We start from the raw sequence: 21,238 nt of genomic DNA, 5'->3' as shown, positions 1-21,238 counted from the left end.
GATTTTTTTGGGCATTTTCTACAATTTTCGACATACATCTATATGGTTATATAGTACTATTGGACAGGTAATTATTAAACGACGGTACTATTACATATAAAAATAGTCGATAAATACTACGTATCAAGTGGGGGAACAGTGATGTTATTAGATGACTTTGGAATTAACCAAATAGTAACAGATATGCAGAATAAGAATTTAAATATTGAAAAACTATTATTCAAATATAATCCGGATAAGAAATTTGTCCTTGTTGATGGAGATGGAATACCAGGAGTAATCCAAGAAAGTGACTTTTATGAAAACTTTAAGGAGAATTTAATTTATACAGACCTAAGTTGGTTGGCTCCATTGTGCAGTGCTTTTAGTTGTAATCTTGAAGCGGAGGTTAGTGTAGATCCAACTGGTTCATTTAGGAATGATCGTGTAGATATGGTTGCTAACTTACAAGTACCTAAGAAAGTAGGGGATAACCTATTAGGATTCCTTTATCCAAGATTTAAGAACTTCGTTAAGTTTTATCCTTTTATAAAGTCTGTTGAGGTAAGGGGATACCAATCAAAGGTATGCAATATATTTTTTAATTTAGAAATAGACACACAAAAAGTAAATAAAATTTTACGAGCTAAGGATAACATTAACCGACAACTGATAGATCAATGGTTATATATGATTGATAAATGTGAAAGAGATAATGTTATGAGTGATAGATATTCAAACACATTCTTAGTATTAAACGGGAAAATCAATTATGAATCGAAAACGGAATTAATCTCTCATTATTTCATCTTAAATAAATCTAAGAAAAGAGAGGCTTAATTAAATGAAGAAAACTATCATTCTATTGTTTTCTATATTAATGGTCTCGTTTTCAGTTCAATCAGCAGCTTTTGCAGCAGTTTCACAGAGTCCTTGGGGCTCTCAACAAAAGGAAAGTGGACAAGGAGGAGGAATGGATTCTGTAGTTGGTGGACTAACATCTGATGTGAATGGATTAGCGCCGATGGTATCAACTATCATTTCTTCTATATTTGTCATTATGTTCCTAGTTGGTGTAATTAAGTTAGGTTATTCTCTAGTAACGAAAACTGGAATGGTATTAAAAGGTTCGACAGGAATGCTAATTGGAATCCCTATTTTTATCGTTGCTATTCGATTATTTTTTATTTTGGCATTTACAACAAATAGTTCAGGTGTTACACTACTTGTTACAGATACAATGAATGCTTTAATAAAAATTGGATTCCTTGCTTCAGTAGTTATGGTATTAGTTGGATTGGTAATGACATTGTTTAATAAGTTCTTAAATCATCCAGCATACGTTAGATGGAGTAAAGTGTTATACATAGGCGCGATTACCGTGTCGGTACTTACGGGAATTATGCCAGCTGTAATCCGAAGCATCTAGTTCACTTAAAATGGAGGTTTTGTTATGGGACTAAAATTAGTAGTTAACAATGACGATAAAAAAGAGAAAACATTTCCTACTTGTAGGCATAACTGCGAATTATTTGATTCCGTAACAGGACAATGTGGTATTAATGATGATATTAATCCTGATGATCCATTTGTTGCAGCGAGATGTGGCGAAATGATTTATAAAGACCCATCAGATGATTCAGTGTATGTTCCCCCGCATCAAGAAAATTCTTACACGAAATTCACCCTTATTGAAGATGAGTTTGAGTGGGAATATGAGGATGAGTCCATATTTTACGAGTTAAAAGGCGATAAATTTAATAGAGTAGATTCAACGTACCCGCTCCAACCGGATTACCCATCAAACAGAGATGATGCGGTTTGGTATGTATCTCCAGATAAAGAATGGGGATGTTGGATTATTAATAAATCTAAACAAAGATTTATGGCAATTTCTAATAATGAAGCTAAGCCAGGATGGACAAAAAATGTTTACAAATCACCATATCCGCTCCATAACCACAAATCTTCTTTAACATTAGCATCAAGAATGGCGTGGTATGTTGACGAAGACGGATATGGACAATATGTGATTTTGGCAAATGGGAATGTTTCAATGATTTCTTCTCTTAAACCAGAGAACTGGCGAGGTTAAGGCAGTTCTCAAGGTTAAATATATATAGTGACAAATAGTTACTGATAGATAAAGCCTATATCGCTGATTACTAAGTAATCATTGATACAGGCTTTTTTTAAAATTTCTTCTTCAACTAAACCACCCGTTAGCCATCCATGAATCGCAAAGATTAGCGATTCACCACAGAGAATGAAAATTGTTAGGAAGTGTCAATACTGATACTGACCTTAATCCAGTCAACCCTAATCCATAGACTTTTTATTATCGCTCTCCTCTTTTTTTAACGCTTGAACAGGGTCTTCTTAAGTATTGTCATTTTCTAATCATGAAGAAACTTATTTTCATGGTAGTTGAACAAGCAGCTGTTCTTATAGTACTTTTGGTATTCAACTGAATAAATTTGTTTCACAGATTAACAATAACAATAGTGTTATCAATTAACACAATACTTCAATGTGGAGGGATATCCTTTGAATATTCTCTTTAGCTTATTCTCAACCATAATTATAATGGCTACTAGATTAGCGTTCTTAATTAGTAATTTATCCACTAGATTTTCATCTTTGTTAAGAATGCCGTCTTTAACTTAAGCATTGAGTATTCCAAAGTGTTGTCTAATTCGCATTGTTGTAAGAAAAAGGTAAGCATAATTTTTGCTTGCCTTTTTTAGTTATTTCATTTTTTTTAAGAGTCTTTTTCCTCTTTTAAAGTCCAATAAGAAATTCATATCTCTTGCTGAATTGGTAAATAATATCCACGAGGTGACAAAATGGAAAAGGAAAAATTAAAACTCACATCTTCTGAAATAGGCACACTATGGGGAGAATATATAAATGGAACAGCCGTTGATATTGTGAATAGATATATGGTTTCTATTATTGAAGATGAGCAAATTAAAGCTCTTTTCGAGGATGCTATCAAGACATTCGAAAAACAAAAACAACAGATCGTTACTTTTATAAAAAATGAGGGGTTTCCAGTTCCAATTGGATTTAATGAATCTGACCTTTTTAAAGATAAACCGAGATTGTTCACCGATATATTTTGCCTAAATTACTTACATATCATGACATTACATGGTTTGCTAGGACACTCAACTTCCTTGGCTGTTTCTGTAAGAGAGGACTTACGGTATTTTTACGACTCCTGTGATAATGATGGGAAAAGGATGTATCATCAAACAATTGATTTATTGCTTGAGAAAGGAAGTTTTCAGAGAGACCCTTTATTTTATCCATCTAAAAACCCTGAGTATGTTTCCAGCCAAGATTTCACCGATGGATTTTTCGGAAAGGGCAGAAAGTTAGCGGCGACAGAAATCATAAGCATTTCCTTCAACCTAAAAAAAAGTATTATGGCAAAAACTCTTTCAATTGCATTCAGTCAAGTCGCACAAACAAAAGAAGTGAGAAAGTTCTTAACGGATTCCCAGAACACGGCTGATGGACAAATAAAAACATTTTCAAAAATAATGCAAAAGGATAACTTACCAGTTCCGAAATCCTGGGAAACAGAGGTGACAAATTCAACGGACTCACCTTTTTCAGATAAGTTAATGTTGTATCATATCGGTTTCTTATTTCAAGCTGCACAAAACTATCATGGGGCAGGTCTTGCATCATCTATGAGAACAGACCTTGTGACGGCATATGAGGGTACTATTCTAAAAAATCTGTTGGTAACCAAGAAATGGTACAACCTTATGGTTCAAAATAAATGGTTGGAACAGCCCCCACTTGCTCCTAATAGAACTGAAATTGCAAAACAAGTTTAGTAATAAAAATACTAGGGTATATTTAAGTGAATAAAAATATATTTGAAAAATTAATGTGGAGTATTGCTCTTCCAGGGTTTGGACAGTATTTAAACGGAAAATACTTTAAAGGTACAGTTTTATTAGTTCTTGAATTTCTAATTAATGTACAAGGAAATTTTAATCAGGTCATACTTCTAAGTTTTCGTGGAGAAATTGGGGATGCCATAAAATATGCTGAATATCAGTGGTTGATGTTTTATCCTTGTTTATACTTTTTCTCTATGTGGGATGCGGTGAAAGATGCAGGCGGAGGGAAAGACCCTTATTCTTTTCTTCCGTATGTGTTTGCAGCATTTTTTGTAACTGTTGGATTGATTTTTTCCTCAAACTTAACGATATTTGGGGTGTTATTTGGTCCTGTTTGGCTCCCAATATTATTTGTTTTCCCTGGAGTAATAATTGGAGTTATAATTAGAAAAGTCATAAATAACATTTATTAAAGCCATCCTCTATTTTTTATTAAACAGGGGATGGTTTTTAATGCTGAATAGATAGAGAATTATCAACTACCCTGCACCTTTAGTTTAGTAAGTCAAAACATAAATTTTAACACATTAAACTGTTTTATTTTTTTCTACTTTTTCTTCGTATTGAATAACGTGTTTTGAGTCTTCTAATGGACGATCTCGTTTCACTTCAATTTTCTTCCCCATTGTAATGTCATCGTATGGTGTATATCTGTTAGATGGTGTTGATTTCTTCTTAATCATTCGATAAATTACAAATCCAATAACAGAGATAACGAATAAAGTATAGACATAAGCCATTTAACCACCCCTTAAATTACTTATGTATTCTATGGACTGTTAAAAAACCCTTGTTTAACTAACGCACCCTTATATACAGTATGGTTTTTGACCGTATTCATCGTTAATAACGATACAAAATTAGCCTTTGTTTACTTATTATCTACAGTAAGTAATTATTTTTTTCAACGTAAACAACGATAGGACTTTACTTGGAGGGGTGGGTATGATAGGCTGGTTTGCCTGATGAAACACCTGCTTCAGCCTTTCAAAACCAATCATACCCACAAAGGCTCCAAGTCAAGTCCTTAACCTCTTTTTCTATGTCTACATATAAACAATGATAAAAGGTACAAGAGATCAATGTTATGAAACTGGTACTGTATATAAGGGTGCGTTAGTTAAACAAGAAATTCAAATTTTTATTTGTTAGCTAACTTTCCAAGTAATACGGAATATGGAAGCTGTTCATCCGATTTGTAACCGAATATTACACGAGAAAATGATTAAGTGGCACAAGGGCCCGCCTTCAGAGTAATTACAATTTGAAGATTTATTTGATTTTGATGATTTATATGAAAAATAGTCTTTTATTTGATATTGATTACCTTACACGGATGTTGCTATAATTGAAGTAACAATTTAATGACTAGGGGAATAAACCTTAACGAGTTGGGTGTGCTAACACCTGATTTTGTTGAGGTTTATTTTTTTTGCAATTTTTAGAAAGAGGGAGATACGTGGTTAATTTATTTGTCTATGACAACCAGCTTACATATCGCGAAGGTGTTAAACATCTTCTTGAAATTAAAATACCAAAATGCAAGGTTGAGGTTTTCGGAGATATCGATAAAAAAGAGTTACAAACTATGGATTCATTTCCAGACTTAGTGATTGTAGATCCTACCTTCGGGTATGAAAAAACGTTACGTATCATTGATTTTTATGTAGAAAATGGGGTTAAAGTTGTCTTATTGTCCTCTTACGAAAAAGATAGAGAAAAGGTACTTACTCTTCTACAAAAAAACATAAGCGGGTATCTAGTGAAAACCATGGAAACTACTGACCTGCTTAAATACTTAAAAACTATCTTAAATGGAGGTAGATATATTCATCCAATCGTAGCAAATGTACTTTTGGACTTCTTCCGCACTTCGAATAGAGCGCAAAGTAAAGGAGTTATGGGCAACAAAAAAGTTGTGACAATTTAGTAATTTTCCAACAAATTATCAATAACTGTTTCCGAGTGGTGTAACATTCGGTATATTTATTATAAATTTTACACGTTAATTTGTCATGAAGAAAACAATTGCTGTATTCGGAGGATCTCAAGAGACTACATACAAAAAGGTAGGAGCAAAATTCGGTTGTGAAGTACTATTTCATTGTGGTAAGAGCAGAAATGGTGGTAACAAGAAGGAGTTCCGCAACATAATCAAAAAAGCCGACATGATCGTGGTCTTGCTAGGAGCTTGTGGCCATGTATCGATGGACGTAGTAAAAGAGCTTAGTAAGAAAATGGGTAAGGAAGTTGTATACCATAATGGTTTTGGAGCATCTGGAGCGATTCAAGCTTGTGTTGAAAAAATGAATGTTGGAATAGTAGCATAATGTATTGTTGAAACGGGGTGACTCAAATATGGGCTATCCATTGTTAATAGCAGAAAAATCGTCACAGGCAAAGCTAATAAGCCAAGCACTACCTCATAAAGTAACTAAAGAATACATTGAAGTAATGCCCTGTGATTTAATGAAAAACGGCGGGATTATCACACATGCAATTGGCCATTTAGTAGAGTTGGTACCTGCAAGTGGTTACGACCCAAAGTATAAAGAATGGAATATATCTCACCTACCTATAATTCCAGATAAGTTTAAGCTTCAAGTTATTAAGGAAAAAGCGAAACAATTTAATCTGTTAAAAAAACTCATTCATGATAATAGAGTAACAGAGATTATACACGCGGGAGATCCTGCCACGGAAGGTCAATTGTTAATCGATGAACTACTAATTTTGATGGAAAATAAGAAACCTGTAAAAAGGTTAGTCACCACTAGTCTCACAAAGAGTGCGATTGAAAAAGCGTTACGAAACCTTCAAGATAATCGAAAATATGAACCACTCTATTTTGCCGCTCTTGCTCGCCAGCATAGTGATTGGGTAATTGGAATCAACGCAAGTAGGCTCATGACTATGCTTTTTAAGGAAAAAGGGTTTACGAGTAAAGGTGGATTTTCAGCAGGACGTGTTCAGTCGGTTTTGGTTTCAATTATTTATAAACGGGAGAAAGAAATAGAATCATTTGTAAGTAAGCCGTACTCAGATTTACATGCAACCTATAATATCAATAATCATACCTATGTTGGAAAATGGTTTAAGGAAGGGGCAGAGCATATCTTCTCAAAGGAGGATGCTCAAGTTCTAGCTGATTTTAGCCTACATAAGAAAGCTGAAGTGTACTCAACGAAAAAGGAAAAATGGGGAATTCGACCACCACAGTTCTTTAATTTGAATACATTGCAGACCGAAGTAAATAAGCGGGAAGGTTTATCTCCTGGGAAGGTCCTTGAAGTGGCGCAGTCTTTATATGAAAAAGGACTTATCAGCTATCCAAGGGCTGAGCCACAGCACGTTACACCTGAAGAAGCTAAACAATTTCCTATTATTCTTGAAAATCTACGTAAAGTATCAGAGTATGCACCTATTATTCCATTAGAGATTCCAGATTTATCGAATGACAAACGGTATGTAGATGAGAGTAAAACGGATGATCACTATGCTATCATTTTGACGGAACAACCTGTGCAGTTAGGGACGTTAAGTAACCATGAATTCGTTATTTATGATTTAATCGCAAAGTCTATGATTGCTGCACATTATCCTAATGCAATTGAAAATGTAACCGAAATAATAACAGTTGTACATGACAATTTTTCATTTTCATCAAGGGGAAAACAGGTTCTAGATGAAGGTTGGAGAGTTTTATTTAAACAGGATAAGGGGGATGGAATAAAACCAGAAGAAGAAGAAATTATCCCTGATGTTCAGGAAAATGAGATAGGTACCGTAATATTGACAGAATTGAAGGGTGGTATGACTACTCCACCAAAGAGATTTTCTCAAGGTAATCTTATCACAATCATGTCCAATGCTGGAGCTTATATACCATCTGATACAAAAGGAGACTTCACCAATAAAGAATTGGCGATAGGAACTGTTGCTACGCGAGCAGCTATCATTAATCAAATCATCTCCAAACAATATATTCGTATTGAGAAGAACCTGGTATATATCGAGACTAAAGGTAGAATGCTGATTGAAGCTCTAGAGAACATTGATTATCTCACTTCACCAGTCACTACAGGAATGATGGAGCAATTCCTCAATGAAATGAGTAGCGGCAAACGGGATTATAAGAAAGATTACATGCGATTTATGAAGAGAACGAGTGATATCATTCAAGATATCATCACTTCTACAATAAGGGATTCAGAAACGTGGGTACTTGATGATTATATTGAAGCCCAGCAAACTAGTGAAACAGTAGGTGACTGTTTTCTATGTGGTGAACCTGTACTCGATAAAGGCAATTTCTATGGATGTACCGGGTATAATAAAACCAACTGTTCGTTTACTTTATCCAAGAGGTACTTTAATAAAGAAATAAAAATTGCTGACATAAAGTGCCTACTTGAAAAGGGCCATACAGCTTTAATAAAAGGATTTCCGAAAAAAAATAAGGAAGGGTTTTATGATGCATATCTTGTTTGGGATACAAATGAACAAAGGGTTAAACTAAGCTTTGATTTAATTCCACCAAACAAGAAAAAGGACTGAGAAGGTGTAAACATTGAATAAAGAAAGAGTTACTGTTGTATATGAACTTCTTAAGTATTTTCTAGTAAACAAGCATTCTTCCAGTGAATCAATAATACAAAGTCTACCTTTTTCGGAACACGAAATCAGAAAGGGACTAGAGCTTTTAAAGAAAAATGAGTTTGTTTTTTCATATGGCGCGGAGGATTACTATATTAATCAAAATGTGACATATATGATTTCTCAAATGATAAGAGCACATGATGACTTGCACGGTAAGTGGGTTATTTAACTGATTAAAGGAGGGGAAACTAATGAATTCTGCAATATTGCACAACGGGAAGGTGGTAACAGCACAGGAATATAATGTAGATATTCATGGTAATCGTATTTTCTGCATCGATCGGAGTTGTAAGGTTCCAGTTATATATGTGCCAGAATCAGAGTTAACTATGAGTTATTTTAAGAAAACAGGGAAAAACGATTCGAAGCATAAACCAAATTGCGGATTTTTTAAGCCTTTAGATTTCATTGATTCCATAAAAAAGTAGAAGAGTATCAAAACGAGTTACTAGATAAAGGAATGAAAGAAACCATCATTAGGATCAATCTTAGTAAATTGGACCCGTTTTATGAAAGTAAAGAAGTAGAAAAAGATACTGAGCAAAAGAAGAAAAAAGATCCTAGTGAAGTTAAAATAAAACAGGATAATGAAACTCCTGCTAGTATTGGTTCTCTAAAGTCTGTAGTTAAGTTACTAACTTCTTATGAACCTGATATTCTGAGTGGGATTTTAGTGAATGTTAAAGGGAAGAAAGTGCCAATTTCATCAATTATTGTTGACCAAGTAAAAGCTCATGAACTGCTTTGGGCTAATGAATTAATTGATAATAGTGGTTACTTTGTTTACGGAACAGTAGATGCAGTTCTACGTAGAGAAAAAGTAATCTATATCAATTTTAAACCGGTAAACAATGTAAAGTTTTCGTTGGTCTTATTTGATAAATATTTTAAGTTTTTTACGTATAAGGATGAATCCTTAATTGGAAAAACTATACTGGTATATGGCTTTCTAAAGAAGAATATTTACAAAGATAAGAATACCAATGAGTTACAAATCCGCTCAGATAAATATATTGAATTCATAAAAACTCAGACAAAAGAGGAGAATTAATGAATTTTTGGAATTCACCCAATGAATAAGGTGTTCGCTTTATATTTTATGTTTTAGCGAGTACTATCACCTTGAAACATTACAATTATGGGCTATCAACATGATAAAGGAACAAAAGGGAGGTCAGTTTAATGTTTGATTTTGATGTTTTTAATGAAGCATTTGATAAAGTTTCTACAACCACTATTACAAGTGGAGCACCTGGCCTAATTTTAATTTTATTATTTGTGATTTTTACTTTGGCTTTCGGTATTCCTGCGGTTTTGAAAAAGAGTTTAAAAGGTGTAATAATTGCCAATTCTGTACTACTTTTGCTACAGTAGGTACATATTTCATACTTTATTAGAGTTCTAGTAAGGAGTTGGTATTTGTGGCGAGAAAACCGAAACGTCGGCATAAGTCGTAAAAGGAGTAAGTAAGAAGCAAATTTATACAGGAAGAAAAGTTAGAAAAGTTGGCAGCACGTTCTTTTATGGCTAATGCAAGGGCGAGAATTATGAATGAGACGCAGGGATAAAAAAAGAAGAAACAAATAAGGTCTGTAAGCCCGATACATGGATTAGGGTTTATTAAGGAGAAACATTTTCGCCAAAGTAATAAAAAGAGAAGAGGGACCGAATGTATTACGTAGATATCAATTCATTTGTACATAAAGATAATAAAGAACCCTATGAAACAGTTGTTAAAATTTGCATTACCGATATCCTCTTTAAAAGGTTTATAAAGTTCCAACTTAGTGAAAGTCCTCATTTAATAAATATATATTACAATCCTTTACTAAAGTGTTTAGGGATGTCACCTGTCATAGTTACAATTGACTCCATAACTAAAGAATCAGCTTCTCAAACCAAAGAATTGTGTATTGATCAAGAAATAAGGTTTTATTTTGCTTATAAGAAACATCGGTCTCATTTTGAAAAGAAAATTTTACATAGCCTTATCGCTTTTCTAGATACGAGATTTAAAAAATATGAGAAGAAGTACTTTGTTTATTGGTAAGAAAGGGGTGCTTATTACAAAATTAATAATGCAAATGAGGCTTGGGTGGTTACTAATAGCTATTTTATCAAGTCAGCTGTTAATTTATCTTATTCAAACATGGTGTTGCTAATAGATAGGAATAAATTAATCAATATGGTTTTAGAATTAAAAAAGATTAATGAAGAAATACCTAAAATGAATTCTGTGTTTCTTCTGCTACCTTGATACTTAGATTTTCTAATCAAGGGTTTTCCAGTTCAATTCCCACGAAGGTGCCATTTTGGAGAATAAATAATGTTAAATTCTTTGGTGAGTCAAAATTTAATAGTTCTATTTCTTTATTATGTCGATGAACTACAGCTTTAAATTCTTTTGATTACTTACTATACCATTCTATGGGAATTATGAATTCTTTAGATTTGTAGTAAGTATAATAATAATAGATTTATTCAAAATTATAAACCCTAGTAAACTTCAAAAAATCCTCGATGTCATTTATGTCTAAATGGATTTTGTTAGATAACTTCAGAACCAGAATATTTAATAGATTATTATTTGGATTAAAATGAGGGGAGTCCTCAATTAGTGATAGTTAATAAGATTATTATTAATTTACTATTAAATATTTAATATTGATAGTAATGATTAAAAAGAAATTATTTATATAGTTCTAAAACTCTTATGTTTTACATATATATTTATTTTATTTAAGAAATTGATTTAATGTTTACTTGTTTTCATGGAGGATAATCTCACCTATATCAACAAAATTTGACAATAACTATCACTATTCGAGGAGTTAATCCTCACTAATAGATTACTAATCTATCATTATTTGGGGAGTTTAACTATCACTACTAGGTTACTAAACTATCACCTTTTCAGGAGTAATATTATCACTTTTAGGGGAGTGGATCTAATAAAAAGATAGATTCCGATTTAACTATCACTCTTTGAGGAGTAAACATCACTTTATATTGATGAACTATCACTTTTTAAGGAGTATTAGAGTACCAAAAGATCACTGATTAGGGTGTGGATATTCGTTTTAACTTACTTAAGACCTTATAAATTGTACTTTATATTGAACTAACTCCTTTAATAGTGATAGTTATATAAGTTTTTTGCTCCCCAATTAGTGATAGTTAGCATTATGACCTCTAAATCTGGTTATTAATCACTAGACTCCCTAACTAGTGATAGTTAGAAACTAGGCTGTAAACTCCCTAATTAGTGATAGTTAGCATAAATATAAAGGGTTTTAGACTCCTATAAAGGTGATAGTTAGTATATATTATGCTATTTTATTAAGTATCACTCTTTGAGGAGTAGAATTTTATCAGAATGTTTATGTATATTTAAGATATGAGTAAGTGGGAGGGTAGGATATGACAGAACAGATGACATGGGATAACGAGCTTATAACAACTAAACTATCGCCAGAGTATATTGTCACTCAATCAAATAAATTAATAGAAACTCCTACTGGACTTAATTTACAAGAACGTAGAATTATATTAACGCTAGCTAGTCTTATTCAACCTAATGATGAAGACTTTCGATTACATAGAATTAAAGTTAGAGATTTAGCGGATATACTAGGAATTCAAGAAAAAAATTTCTATCGTAAAGTGCAGGAAGTAGTAACAGGTTTGCAAAAGAAGATGTTGACGATTGTTTCGGAAAATGGAAATCCTTTAAATGTACAATGGCTAGCCAGCTCGGAGTATTATTTAGGTGAAGGTGTGGTTGAACTTGAATTCTCAAAAAAACTTCAACCATATTTGTTAAAGCTGCAAAAAGAGTACACACCCTTTAAATTGCGGAATGTTTTACGATTACGTAGCGAATATTCCATGAAAATGTATGAATTATTAAAGCAATACGAGAAATTGCAAAAAAGAGAATTGTCCTACGCTGATTTACGACATGTCTTGGATATTCCGGAGACTAAATATCGTCAGTATGGCCACTTTAAAGATAAGGTACTGAAACAGGCGCAAACAGAGCTTAAAGAAAAAACAGACTTATGTTTTACATATGATGAAATCAAAAGAGGTCGTAAAGTAGTTGGTTTTGTATTTCATATTAAAAAGAATACATTGCTACTTAAAGATGTGATTGATCAAGAAGAGTTACAGAATGAGCCCTATGGTTTGCTAGTAAGGTTCGGTATAAGACCTCAAACTGCATCTCAAATGACACTTATTTATAGTACAAAACGGATAACGGAAAATGTTAAATATGTGATTGATACTAAAGCTAAGGAAGACATTGATAACATAAGTGGCTATATAATTAAAGCTATTGAAAATAATTATGCTGATGTCCTAGAAGAAGAAAAAGAGGTTCAAACTCTTGATGAAATCAATAAAATAGTTAGTAAGTATGCATTCTTTGCTGAACAGAAGGTAAGGGAGGGTTTGATAAGTAAAGAGGCAAATAAAGAAGAGATGCTTAAGTATTTAACCGAGATTATGACAGAGGTAATTCGTGAGCGCAGACAAGCAGGATTGGACCCATTTAAAGATAGTGATTTTGAACACCCACTAGCTCAACAAGCATATCGGATGACTTTACGCAGATTATAATGAAACCAATACGTTGAACCCTTGATTATTTAATTAGAAAGGTACACTTTTAATCGAACATACATTCTTGTATAATCCTTTTAGAAGGAGTGATTGATTTGATAAAAGATCGTGGGAAAATAAAATGGATTGCATCTTTTATACTTCCAGAGATGGTTGCCTCTTATAGCAGAATTGATTGGGATAATAAAAAAGTTGAAAAACCTATATTAGATGAACACCAGTTGGAAGAGATAAATCAAACGATATGTAGTGCTATGGAGTACAATGAAGAACTGATATTCACCCTGTATTATAATGGTGGTTTTCAATTGTTAATTGGAAAAGTGCACTTTGTGGACCCGCTAACTTCAGAGTTAAGTATTACAGATTATTTTGAGGACATACATAAGGTTAGGTTTGAGGATATTATAAATGTTTGCAAAAATAATGAATAATAGCTACCGTATAGAAGTTAGTGTAAGAATATCTATAATGGAAAATTAGAAGAGGAAATCCTAATAAGATTTATCATTCCGAGATTTTTAGAATGAAAAGTATGAAACTATTATAGGAGAGTCCTAAAATGAAAAAGAAAATGAACTATTTAATTTTACTTTTAACGATCATCTTTATGGTTGGTTGTACCAACGTAGAAGATGCATCCATTACAGATGTAGAAACAGACCCACAAGAAGTAACCACAGCTGAAATAAATAAAAATAGTGAAAAAGAAGAAGCTATCACTACTGTTGTTGATGAACCAGTAGTTGAGGAAATACCAACCCAACCAAATAATGAACTGTTCTCAGGATACAAATTTATTGAAGTTGATGGTGGTGATTTATCTGGTTATCGCCAACCTAACGTCGTTGTTGATATTGGTTTTGGGGACCGAAAATACTGGGCTTTTACAAATGAACATGGGCAGCTGGTTCGTGTTATTGCTGAAGAAATCATTTTGCAAGATGACAATAACGAACCTGTAACATCGTCTGGCAGATACTATTCCGATGAAGCAAAGGTTCCTGGTGTCGAAAGCGAAGTTTTAGATGAAGGACATATCATTGCTGATTCTCTCGGAGGGGTATCGAATGCTTATAATATTACCCCACAAGATAGTACGCTCAACCGACATGGTGACCAAGCTTATATGGAAGACGTGATCCGTAGCGCAGGTGGGGCCACTAATTTTGAAGCAATTATCACATATCCGAATACGGAAACGCAGATTCCTTCAAGTTATCAGTATACCTATACTTTAATGGGTAACGAGATCGTTGATACATTTGACAATGTGAACCCTGATGAAGTAAACGCATCACTTGGTTTAACAGGCAGTGAGCCTTCAGATTCAACTAGTCCAAATAAAAACGTTGATATTTCTAGTGTTGATACAAACGGTAATGGACAAGTAACGATTAAAGAAGCAAAAGCAGCAGGTTTTAGTATGCCAATAACGAGTGACCATTGGTTATACCCCTATATGCGCGATAATGATAATGACGGTATGGTAGGTGAGTAAACCCTTAGAACTTTGAGGCAAATGAATAACAAAAAGCTAGTCCACCTTTTGTATAGGTGGATTTTTCGTTATATAATCCTATTTTTTAAGGAAGATATTATAAAAAGATGGAAAAAAGATGATCGTCAGGATTTTCTATAGTTGATTTTAATGTATAAGCATTTTATTATATAAGGAGTTGCTTATATATTCTTGTGGTGGAGGTGAAATTGGTGGAGGGTACATTAGAAAGCACTGCAAATATACTTAAGCTCCTTGGTGATAAAACAAGACTTTCGATGATGGGTCTTCTTTTAATTAATGATTGTTGTGTGTGTGAGTTTGTAGGCATTTTTAAAATGTCTCAACCTGCTATTAGCCAGCATTTAAGAAAATTAAAGGATGCAGGCTTAGTTAATGAAAGAAGAAGGGGACAATGGATCATATATTCATTAAACCGTGATAATGCTTATTTTCCGTTGGTTGAGGATGTACTAAAACACATTCCTAACCAACAAGAGAAACTCACCCGGTTAGAACAACAAGGATTAAGAATATCGTGTGATTAAATGGAGGAATGATTTCATTGTTACAAATAGTTTTAGCTTCAGTCATCTTTTTGGTGACACTGGTGCTAGTCATATGGCAACCTAAAAATTTATCGATTGGATGGTCAGCATGTGGCGGTGCTATATTGGCCCTAATTGTAGGAGTGGTCGATCTACAGGATGTATGGGATGTAACTAATATCGTATGGAATGCTACGCTTGCATTTATTGCCATTATAATTATCTCATTGATTTTGGATGAAATAGGATTTTTCGAATGGTCTGCTCTTCATATGGCACGAGCAGCAAAAGGAAATGGCATATTAATGTTTGTTTATGTTTCCATTTTGGGTGCACTTGTAGCTGCATTCTTTGCAAATGATGGAGCTGCTCTTATATTGACACCGATTGTACTTGCCATGGTTCGAAACTTAAAATTCGAAGAAAAAATGGTCTTTCCATTTTATTATTGCTAGTGGATTTATCGCAGATACTACATCATTACCTCTTGTAGTAAGTAACCTTGTGAATATCGTTTCAGCAGATTTCTTTGGTATTGGTTTCACTGAATTTGCTTCAAGGATGTTTGTTCCCAACTTGTTCTCACTAGTAGCAAGTATTTTGGTCTTATACCTTTATTTTAGAAAAAGTATTCCAAAAAACTATAACTTAGCAGAGCTAAAGAAACCAAAAGAGGCAATTAGTGATGAAAAAATGTTTCGCTTGTCTTGGTTTGTTTTAGGTATTTTGCTTGTAGGATACTTTATCAGTGAATTCTTAAATATACCAGTATCTATTATTGCTGGAATTGTGTCTATTTTCTTTTTAATAATGGGTAGGAAAAGTCCAGCTGTTCATACAAACCAGGTAATAAAAGGTGCCCCTTGGGCGATTGTGTTCTTTTCAATTGGTATGTATGTAGTGGTTTATGGTTTACGAAATGTCGGTTCAACATCCGTACTTGCTGATGTTATCCAGTGGACAGCTGATCAAGGATTATTCGTTGCTACGGTAGGAATGGGATTTATCGCGGCGATCCTATCTTCCGTTATGAATAACATGCCGACAGTTATGATTGATGCTCTTGCTATCGCTGAAACGAATACTACTGGTATCACAAGAGAAGCTCTAATTTATGCCAATGTTATTGGCTCTGATTTAGGTCCTAAGATTACTCCAATTGGTTCTCTTGCAACATTACTATGGTTGCATGTTCTTTCCCAAAAAGGAGTTAAAATTTCATGGGGAACCTACTTTAAAACAGGTATTGTTTTAACCATCCCAACATTGTTTATTACATTGGTTGGATTATATATATGGTTAGTGATTATCCTTTAAACATCAACTCTAAATATCCAAACAAAGGAGCAAACAACATGTCTAAAAAAACAATTTATTTCTTATGTACTGGTAACTCTTGTAGAAGTCAAATGGCAGAGGGATGGGCTAAAAAGCACTTGGGTGACGAATGGAGTGTGCGCAGTGCTGGGATTGAAGCTCATGGTTTAAACCCGAATGCAGTCAAAGCTATGAAGGAAGCTGGTATTGACATTTCAAATCAAACATCTGACATTATTGACCCTGAAATCTTAAATAATGCTGATTTAGTAATTACTTTATGTGGAGATGCAGCTGATAAATGCCCAATTACACCACCACACGTTAAACGTGAACACTGGGGCTTTGATGACCCTGCGAAAGCAACTGGAACTGAAGAAGAAAAATGGGCTTTCTTCCAACGCGTAAGAGATGAAATCGGCGATCGCATTAAGCGTTTTGCTGAAACGGGTGAGTAAATCAAGATAACAACATCAGTATTAGAGGAGGTTAATTAGAAAATGAGCAATAAAAAATATCATGAATTGATTCAGGACCGTGTATTTATGGGTGGTGCTGATGATGTTATAGATGTATTGAAAAACGAAAACGTAGATATGATTCTCGATTTAAGAGCAGAAGTATTAGAAGCTGATTATGACCGTCTGCACAGCCCGATTGTTGACGATGCAGAAAACCAGGAGGAATCCATTAAGAAGTCTATTGACAAGGTTGTAGAGGCTTACAATGAAGGTAAAAGCGTGTATTTCCATTGTCAAGGAGGTAGTAACCGTACTGGAACTTCGGTACTTTGTTAACTTTAGGAAAAGCAAAAACCATTGATGAATCAGAGAATATTGCAAGGGAAGCTCGCCCGAAAATTAACGTAAAAACCGAAATGAAAGATTCATTAAGAAGACTATTTCCAAATGCTTAATATAAAATTTTAGATACATCAATAGAAGGAGGGAATAAACATTGAAAATCACTGACGAAGCTCGTGATGAATTTAAAAAAATGTTCAAAGAAGAGAACGCTAAAAACATTCGTATCTTTTTTGATGGCTTTGGCTGAGGGCAGCCGAGGATTGGACTGGCTCTGGATGAGCCAGAAGTTAACGATATTATCATCACTATAAATGAAATAAAAGTGGCAATCGACCCCATTATTGAACCAAACACCGAAGACCTTATCCTTGATCGTAGTGGAAATGGACAAGGAATTTCAATGATAGGTAATACAGGAAGATGCTGTTAAAAAAGACCGTTATAGGTCTTTTTTTATTTTCATCTGTAATTCCTGAAATGCATCCAAAAATTGTTGATACGTTTGTAAGCCGTATTCCTCAATGTTGTAATGGAAAAATATCTCCATGGCAATCTCTTTTGCTTGTTCAATCGTACAATTTCTCGAAAGTCTAATTAGGTTTAAATAAGATAAAAAATAATCCTTTTTTAATGTACCTGCATGATTCACAGTCATACATTTACCCCCTATTAAAAGGGTCTCTACCGGAAGTGAGACCCTTCGTGAATCTGAAATTATTTCAAGAACAGCAGTTGGTTGTATTTTCGTTTTGAGTAGTTGTAGAATAACTCTCCGCTTTTTCGACCTTCGGTTCAGGAGTGCAACAAGAAGAAGTATTTTCACTGTTAACTTCAACATCTGCTTTTGTATAGAAAAACTCCCACTCGTTTCCATCAGGGTCAAGAACCCAAAATTTATCTTGGCGGGCATAGCAGCATGTAGTGTTTATTTCTTCGTATTGTGTAAGAATACCGTTTTCTTCAAGTCTATTCTTATGTGCGTTAACCTCGTCTGTGCTTTCAACTTGAATTCCAAAATGTCCCACTTGATTTCCACTTACTTCATCTCGAGGATTGAGTGTAAAGTTTAATCCTGGTGTTTCAAGAAGAAACTTTGCGTAATCTGGCTTTACTTTAACCGGCTCAGTTCCAAAAACTTTACTGTAGAACCCGATTGATTTTTCTAGATTTGTAACATTAAGACCAACATGTGCATATTTCATTTTTTGTTCCTCCCAATATCAATTTTTTTAATTTATCAACTAATTACTTAACTCCCAGTTGTTCATTTACAGCAATGTTTTAACCATCATTTGATTTTACCTTTACGTCTTCTTTTACTTCCTCGGATTTTTAATTTTCACAGCATACTTCTTGGATTTTGATATTACAGCAATTTGGTGTTGCCTCAAGATACTTTTTTTGTAATTTGCTATTCTTAAGAGCACTGAAGAACTTTGTGTATAATGTTTCCTTGCCACTATATTTAGAATATTTGCTGGCCAATATTGCCTTTTCCATTTCCTCCTTTTTCATTTCATAATGAACTTTTAAATCCATTTCATTGAAATACATATAAACATCTCCTTTTGTTGCAATTTGCAAGTATTATTTTTTAATAAAAGAGCAAGTGATTCTTGCTCAAATTAATGGTTTACAACAAAGAGTGGATTTTGACATCGCTTCGTTTAGAAGTTTGACTGATTTAATTACCATTTCTCGTTCAAATTCGCTCATATTTGAAAACACTTCATTTAAGTATTCGTTCATTTCTGCGTCAATTTTAGCAGCAACATAATTTCCCTGTGTAGTTAAAGTGAGTAGCGAAACACGTCTATCATCAGGAAGAGGCGATTTTTTAACCAGTTCCATCTTTGCTAGTGTTTGTATTTGGCGACTAAATGTGGTTATATCCATCCCCAGAGTATCAGCGACCTGTTGCATCGAAGGTTTATCATTACGGAGAATTTCATAAAGGATATGACTCTGTACAAGGGATATTTCAGTTTCGCCTATTTGACAACAGTTTTTATTTAAAAGGCCAAAACGCCTTGTCATAACCTGGAATAATTCTCTAATGTTTTCCATTATTTTCACCTCTGATTTATTTATACACAAATTACTTGCATTTTGCAACCGTAATTTCTTTAAAAGTTGAAAATTTTTTATATAATGGTTATAAGCGAATAAAATCTAGGAGGGCAAGGTAATGAAAGAGGAGTTTAGAACAAGGCTCGCTTCAATAAATGACCTGGAATCGATTTTAAACATTTATAACCAAGGGATTGAAGATAGGATTGCAACATTGGAGGAGAATCAAAAAGATATTGAATACATGACAGAATGGTTTAACAACCATAACGGACGTTTCGCAGTCTTATTAATTGAAAATAACGATGAAATAGTTGGCTGGGGATCGTTAAATCCTTATTCCAATCGTTGTGCCTATGCCGGGGTAACTGATTTATCAATATATATAAGAAGGGATTATAGAGGGAGAGGAGTTGGATCACTATTATTAAAGGAAATCGAATGTACTGCGATTCTGCATCAATTTCATAAGATTGTTTTATTTACATTTCCTTTCAATAACCTTGGGCAGGGTCTTTACAGAAAAAATGGATATAGGGAAGTCGGAGTATTTAAGAACCAAGGGAAATTAGATGGGCGCTTTGTTGATGTAATGATTATGGAAAAGATCCTTATCCCTTAGGTCCTTTTTTAAAAGATTAATGGGCAATTCCCTTTTGATATTTTAGAAAGTAGTAAGTAGGATTCCCTATTAATATGAAGAACTATTTATACCGTTGATTATTATAGAAAGAGAGGGACAAACATGTTAGATGTGAGAATTATTGAACCAGAAATGACATACATTCTTAGGCATACGGTTTTGCGTCCGAACCAAAGTATTGAGGACTCTAAATATGCCACAGACCATAAAAAGGATGCATTTCATGTTGGGGCGTTTTTTCAAGGAAAGTTGATTAGTGTTGCATCCTTTGTCATAGAAAAAAATCCTGGTTTTGCTATTGAAAGACAATATCGTTTAAGGCAAATGGCAACTCTTGAGGAATATCGAAAGTTAGGAGCTGGAAGAGCGGTAGTAAGTTTCGCCGAGAATATTATAAAAGAACGTGGTTTTGACTTTCTGTGGTGTAAAGGAAGGACGACAGTTCAAAAGTATTATGAGTAATTGGGTTTTGTGCCGTATGGAAATGTTTTTGATTATCCACCTATTGGTTTACATATCGTGATGTGTAAAAAACTAACATAATCGAAACGTTTATCCGCTATCAAAATAACAGAACGTTTCTCGACTTAAGGGTGCGATAGTTAAAGTAGCAATAAATTAGGACCACACATTTTAGACATATCTAATATGTGTGGTCATTTTAATATCAACTGTTTTACTTAACTAACCTAAATATAACATTGGTTATACCCCTATATGCGCGATAATGATAATTACGGTATGGTGGGTGAGTAAACCGCTATAATTTACAAAATAAATGTATGTAGGAGCATTTTCTTCGTTAAACGATTTATAACAATTTGCGAATGGGTACCTGTACAAAAAAATGAAGTTAATTGGAATAATCATCTAAATTTTGTATGGCAAAAATATAATTTTTTCACTATTGGGTAGTGAGAGTGAAAGAAAAGAGCTGTCTGGGCAGCTCTTTTCTTGTTGTACTACCATGAAAAATAACTCCGGTTTGAGGCCACACTAAAGAGGATCTAGCTCATTCATTTTTAAAAAAAGGAGAGTGCCTAATACTATGATCTATAAAAGATAAGTTGAATAGATTTAAGAAGCTTTTGACTATAAATGCTAACCTAAGAATGTACAAAAGTGATTGTTTAAATATGTACACTTTTGACGAATTTTCTGCATAATAT

Annotated in this window: 26 protein-coding genes and 1 pseudogene; 22 read left to right on the top strand and 5 right to left on the bottom strand. The window is 33.7% G+C overall.

Going from position 1 to position 21,238, the window contains the following annotated elements; all coding sequences use genetic code 11:
• The first annotated feature begins 141 nt into the window (after positions 1-141).
• The 5 genes from ACR65M_RS20110 (at position 142) to ACR65M_RS20090 (ending at position 4,312) form a co-directional block, all read left to right on the top strand.
• Positions 142-819: a hypothetical protein gene (locus tag ACR65M_RS20110; RefSeq protein ID WP_440274214.1), complete on the top strand. Its 678-nt coding sequence runs from the start codon at positions 142-144 to the stop codon at positions 817-819.
• A 4-nt stretch (positions 820-823) separates the two neighbouring features.
• On the top strand, positions 824-1,408 hold the full coding sequence (locus tag ACR65M_RS20105) for a hypothetical protein (protein ID WP_440274213.1): 585 nt from the start codon (positions 824-826) through the stop codon (positions 1,406-1,408).
• A gap of 24 nt (positions 1,409-1,432) precedes the next feature.
• Positions 1,433-2,074, top strand: a complete 642-nt coding sequence (locus ACR65M_RS20100; RefSeq protein WP_440274212.1) for a hypothetical protein — start codon at positions 1,433-1,435, stop codon at positions 2,072-2,074.
• Positions 2,075-2,825: 751 nt separating this feature from the next.
• Complete coding sequence (locus tag ACR65M_RS20095; protein WP_440274211.1) at positions 2,826-3,830, top strand: DUF3231 family protein; 1,005 nt, start codon at positions 2,826-2,828, stop codon at positions 3,828-3,830.
• A gap of 26 nt (positions 3,831-3,856) precedes the next feature.
• Positions 3,857-4,312, top strand: a complete 456-nt coding sequence (locus ACR65M_RS20090) for a hypothetical protein (RefSeq protein WP_440274210.1) — start codon at positions 3,857-3,859, stop codon at positions 4,310-4,312.
• A 114-nt stretch (positions 4,313-4,426) separates the two neighbouring features.
• Here ACR65M_RS20090 and ACR65M_RS20085 read toward each other — a convergent pair whose 3' ends face one another.
• Positions 4,427-4,639 (bottom strand): DUF3951 domain-containing protein, encoded by a 213-nt coding sequence (locus tag ACR65M_RS20085; protein WP_440274209.1) that lies wholly within the window; start codon positions 4,637-4,639, stop codon positions 4,427-4,429.
• Between the two features lie 719 nt (positions 4,640-5,358).
• Between ACR65M_RS20085 and ACR65M_RS20080 the strand changes: the two genes are divergently transcribed.
• From ACR65M_RS20080 to ACR65M_RS20010, 15 genes and pseudogenes are all read left to right on the top strand, one after another.
• The gene (locus ACR65M_RS20080) at positions 5,359-5,829 is read left to right on the top strand and encodes a transcriptional regulator (protein ID WP_440274208.1); all 471 of its coding nucleotides are present in this window, start codon (positions 5,359-5,361) and stop codon (positions 5,827-5,829) included.
• An 85-nt stretch (positions 5,830-5,914) separates the two neighbouring features.
• Positions 5,915-6,229, top strand: a complete 315-nt coding sequence (locus tag ACR65M_RS20075) for a DUF2325 domain-containing protein (protein ID WP_440274207.1) — start codon at positions 5,915-5,917, stop codon at positions 6,227-6,229.
• A gap of 28 nt (positions 6,230-6,257) precedes the next feature.
• Positions 6,258-8,456 carry a type IA DNA topoisomerase gene (locus ACR65M_RS20070; protein ID WP_440274206.1) on the top strand — a complete coding sequence of 733 codons (2,199 nt, stop codon included), beginning with the start codon at positions 6,258-6,260 and terminating at the stop codon, positions 8,454-8,456.
• A 13-nt stretch (positions 8,457-8,469) separates the two neighbouring features.
• Positions 8,470-8,727: a hypothetical protein gene (locus ACR65M_RS20065; protein WP_440274205.1), complete on the top strand. Its 258-nt coding sequence runs from the start codon at positions 8,470-8,472 to the stop codon at positions 8,725-8,727.
• A gap of 22 nt (positions 8,728-8,749) precedes the next feature.
• Positions 8,750-8,986, top strand: coding sequence for a hypothetical protein (locus ACR65M_RS20060; protein WP_440274204.1), 237 nt, complete (start codon positions 8,750-8,752; stop codon positions 8,984-8,986).
• Between the two features lie 32 nt (positions 8,987-9,018).
• Entirely contained in the window at positions 9,019-9,609 is a 591-nt protein-coding gene (locus ACR65M_RS20055; protein WP_440274203.1) for a hypothetical protein, read from the top strand.
• A 131-nt stretch (positions 9,610-9,740) separates the two neighbouring features.
• Positions 9,741-9,932, top strand: coding sequence for a hypothetical protein (locus ACR65M_RS20050; RefSeq protein ID WP_440274202.1), 192 nt, complete (start codon positions 9,741-9,743; stop codon positions 9,930-9,932).
• Positions 9,933-11,978: 2,046 nt separating this feature from the next.
• Positions 11,979-13,181 (top strand): replication initiation protein, encoded by a 1,203-nt coding sequence (locus tag ACR65M_RS20045; protein WP_440274201.1) that lies wholly within the window; start codon positions 11,979-11,981, stop codon positions 13,179-13,181.
• A 98-nt stretch (positions 13,182-13,279) separates the two neighbouring features.
• A complete protein-coding gene (locus tag ACR65M_RS20040; protein ID WP_440274200.1) occupies positions 13,280-13,618 on the top strand; it encodes a YolD-like family protein in 339 nt (112 codons plus the stop codon).
• Positions 13,619-13,746: 128 nt separating this feature from the next.
• Positions 13,747-14,685, top strand: coding sequence for a DNA/RNA non-specific endonuclease (locus tag ACR65M_RS20035; protein WP_440274199.1), 939 nt, complete (start codon positions 13,747-13,749; stop codon positions 14,683-14,685).
• A 203-nt stretch (positions 14,686-14,888) separates the two neighbouring features.
• The gene (locus ACR65M_RS20030) at positions 14,889-15,233 is read left to right on the top strand and encodes an ArsR/SmtB family transcription factor (RefSeq protein WP_440274198.1); all 345 of its coding nucleotides are present in this window, start codon (positions 14,889-14,891) and stop codon (positions 15,231-15,233) included.
• 17 nt (positions 15,234-15,250) lie between these two features.
• Positions 15,251-16,550: pseudogene (locus ACR65M_RS20025) on the top strand (arsenic transporter).
• Positions 16,551-16,588: 38 nt separating this feature from the next.
• Positions 16,589-17,008 (top strand): arsenate reductase (thioredoxin), encoded by a 420-nt coding sequence (gene arsC, locus ACR65M_RS20020; RefSeq protein WP_440274197.1) that lies wholly within the window; start codon positions 16,589-16,591, stop codon positions 17,006-17,008.
• A 42-nt stretch (positions 17,009-17,050) separates the two neighbouring features.
• A complete protein-coding gene (locus tag ACR65M_RS20015) occupies positions 17,051-17,347 on the top strand; it encodes a protein-tyrosine phosphatase family protein (protein WP_440274196.1) in 297 nt (98 codons plus the stop codon).
• Positions 17,341-17,466 carry a hypothetical protein gene (locus tag ACR65M_RS20010; protein WP_440274195.1) on the top strand — a complete coding sequence of 42 codons (126 nt, stop codon included), beginning with the start codon at positions 17,341-17,343 and terminating at the stop codon, positions 17,464-17,466. The genes ACR65M_RS20015 and ACR65M_RS20010 overlap by 7 nt, the downstream gene beginning before the upstream one ends.
• A gap of 329 nt (positions 17,467-17,795) precedes the next feature.
• Here ACR65M_RS20010 and ACR65M_RS20005 read toward each other — a convergent pair whose 3' ends face one another.
• The 4 genes from ACR65M_RS20005 to ACR65M_RS19990 all read right to left on the bottom strand — a co-directional run bounded on the left by ACR65M_RS20005 (position 17,796) and on the right by ACR65M_RS19990 (position 19,423).
• Positions 17,796-18,011: a hypothetical protein gene (locus ACR65M_RS20005; protein WP_440274194.1), complete on the bottom strand. Its 216-nt coding sequence runs from the start codon at positions 18,009-18,011 to the stop codon at positions 17,796-17,798.
• Positions 18,012-18,075: 64 nt separating this feature from the next.
• Positions 18,076-18,558, bottom strand: coding sequence for an ArsI/CadI family heavy metal resistance metalloenzyme (locus ACR65M_RS20000; RefSeq protein ID WP_440274193.1), 483 nt, complete (start codon positions 18,556-18,558; stop codon positions 18,076-18,078).
• 130 nt (positions 18,559-18,688) lie between these two features.
• Positions 18,689-18,910, bottom strand: a complete 222-nt coding sequence (locus tag ACR65M_RS19995) for a hypothetical protein (protein WP_440274192.1) — start codon at positions 18,908-18,910, stop codon at positions 18,689-18,691.
• Between the two features lie 66 nt (positions 18,911-18,976).
• The gene (locus tag ACR65M_RS19990) at positions 18,977-19,423 is read right to left on the bottom strand and encodes a MarR family winged helix-turn-helix transcriptional regulator (RefSeq protein WP_440274191.1); all 447 of its coding nucleotides are present in this window, start codon (positions 19,421-19,423) and stop codon (positions 18,977-18,979) included.
• Between the two features lie 121 nt (positions 19,424-19,544).
• On the opposite strand from ACR65M_RS19990, the gene ACR65M_RS19985 reads away from it, so the two are divergent.
• Positions 19,545-20,048, top strand: coding sequence for an arsinothricin resistance N-acetyltransferase ArsN1 family A (locus ACR65M_RS19985; RefSeq protein ID WP_440274190.1), 504 nt, complete (start codon positions 19,545-19,547; stop codon positions 20,046-20,048).
• A gap of 123 nt (positions 20,049-20,171) precedes the next feature.
• Positions 20,172-20,531, top strand: coding sequence for a GNAT family N-acetyltransferase (locus ACR65M_RS19980; protein WP_440274189.1), 360 nt, complete (start codon positions 20,172-20,174; stop codon positions 20,529-20,531).
• Positions 20,532-21,238 lie beyond the last annotated feature (707 nt).

It is taken from the genome of Ferdinandcohnia sp. SAFN-114 (genome assembly GCF_059415045.1).
Note: the sequence above shows the minus strand (reverse complement) of the source record. Positions and strands in the feature narration are given on the sequence as shown.

Coding starts and splice junctions, on each gene's coding strand:
- ACR65M_RS20110 (WP_440274214.1), top strand. CDS start 142: ATGTTATTAGATGACTTTGGAATTAACCAAATAGTAACAGATATGCAG.
- ACR65M_RS20105 (WP_440274213.1), top strand. CDS start 824: ATGAAGAAAACTATCATTCTATTGTTTTCTATATTAATGGTCTCGTTT.
- ACR65M_RS20100 (WP_440274212.1), top strand. CDS start 1,433: ATGGGACTAAAATTAGTAGTTAACAATGACGATAAAAAAGAGAAAACA.
- ACR65M_RS20095 (WP_440274211.1), top strand. CDS start 2,826: ATGGAAAAGGAAAAATTAAAACTCACATCTTCTGAAATAGGCACACTA.
- ACR65M_RS20085 (WP_440274209.1), bottom strand. CDS start 4,639: ATGGCTTATGTCTATACTTTATTCGTTATCTCTGTTATTGGATTTGTA.
- ACR65M_RS20075 (WP_440274207.1), top strand. CDS start 5,915: ATGAAGAAAACAATTGCTGTATTCGGAGGATCTCAAGAGACTACATAC.
- ACR65M_RS20070 (WP_440274206.1), top strand. CDS start 6,258: ATGGGCTATCCATTGTTAATAGCAGAAAAATCGTCACAGGCAAAGCTA.
- ACR65M_RS20060 (WP_440274204.1), top strand. CDS start 8,750: ATGAATTCTGCAATATTGCACAACGGGAAGGTGGTAACAGCACAGGAA.
- ACR65M_RS20055 (WP_440274203.1), top strand. CDS start 9,019: ATGAAAGAAACCATCATTAGGATCAATCTTAGTAAATTGGACCCGTTT.
- ACR65M_RS20050 (WP_440274202.1), top strand. CDS start 9,741: ATGTTTGATTTTGATGTTTTTAATGAAGCATTTGATAAAGTTTCTACA.
- ACR65M_RS20045 (WP_440274201.1), top strand. CDS start 11,979: ATGACAGAACAGATGACATGGGATAACGAGCTTATAACAACTAAACTA.
- ACR65M_RS20035 (WP_440274199.1), top strand. CDS start 13,747: ATGAAAAAGAAAATGAACTATTTAATTTTACTTTTAACGATCATCTTT.
- arsC (WP_440274197.1), top strand. CDS start 16,589: ATGTCTAAAAAAACAATTTATTTCTTATGTACTGGTAACTCTTGTAGA.
- ACR65M_RS20015 (WP_440274196.1), top strand. CDS start 17,051: ATGAGCAATAAAAAATATCATGAATTGATTCAGGACCGTGTATTTATG.
- ACR65M_RS20005 (WP_440274194.1), bottom strand. CDS start 18,011: ATGACTGTGAATCATGCAGGTACATTAAAAAAGGATTATTTTTTATCT.
- ACR65M_RS20000 (WP_440274193.1), bottom strand. CDS start 18,558: ATGAAATATGCACATGTTGGTCTTAATGTTACAAATCTAGAAAAATCA.
- ACR65M_RS19995 (WP_440274192.1), bottom strand. CDS start 18,910: ATGTATTTCAATGAAATGGATTTAAAAGTTCATTATGAAATGAAAAAG.
- ACR65M_RS19990 (WP_440274191.1), bottom strand. CDS start 19,423: ATGGAAAACATTAGAGAATTATTCCAGGTTATGACAAGGCGTTTTGGC.
- ACR65M_RS19985 (WP_440274190.1), top strand. CDS start 19,545: ATGAAAGAGGAGTTTAGAACAAGGCTCGCTTCAATAAATGACCTGGAA.
- ACR65M_RS19980 (WP_440274189.1), top strand. CDS start 20,172: ATGTTAGATGTGAGAATTATTGAACCAGAAATGACATACATTCTTAGG.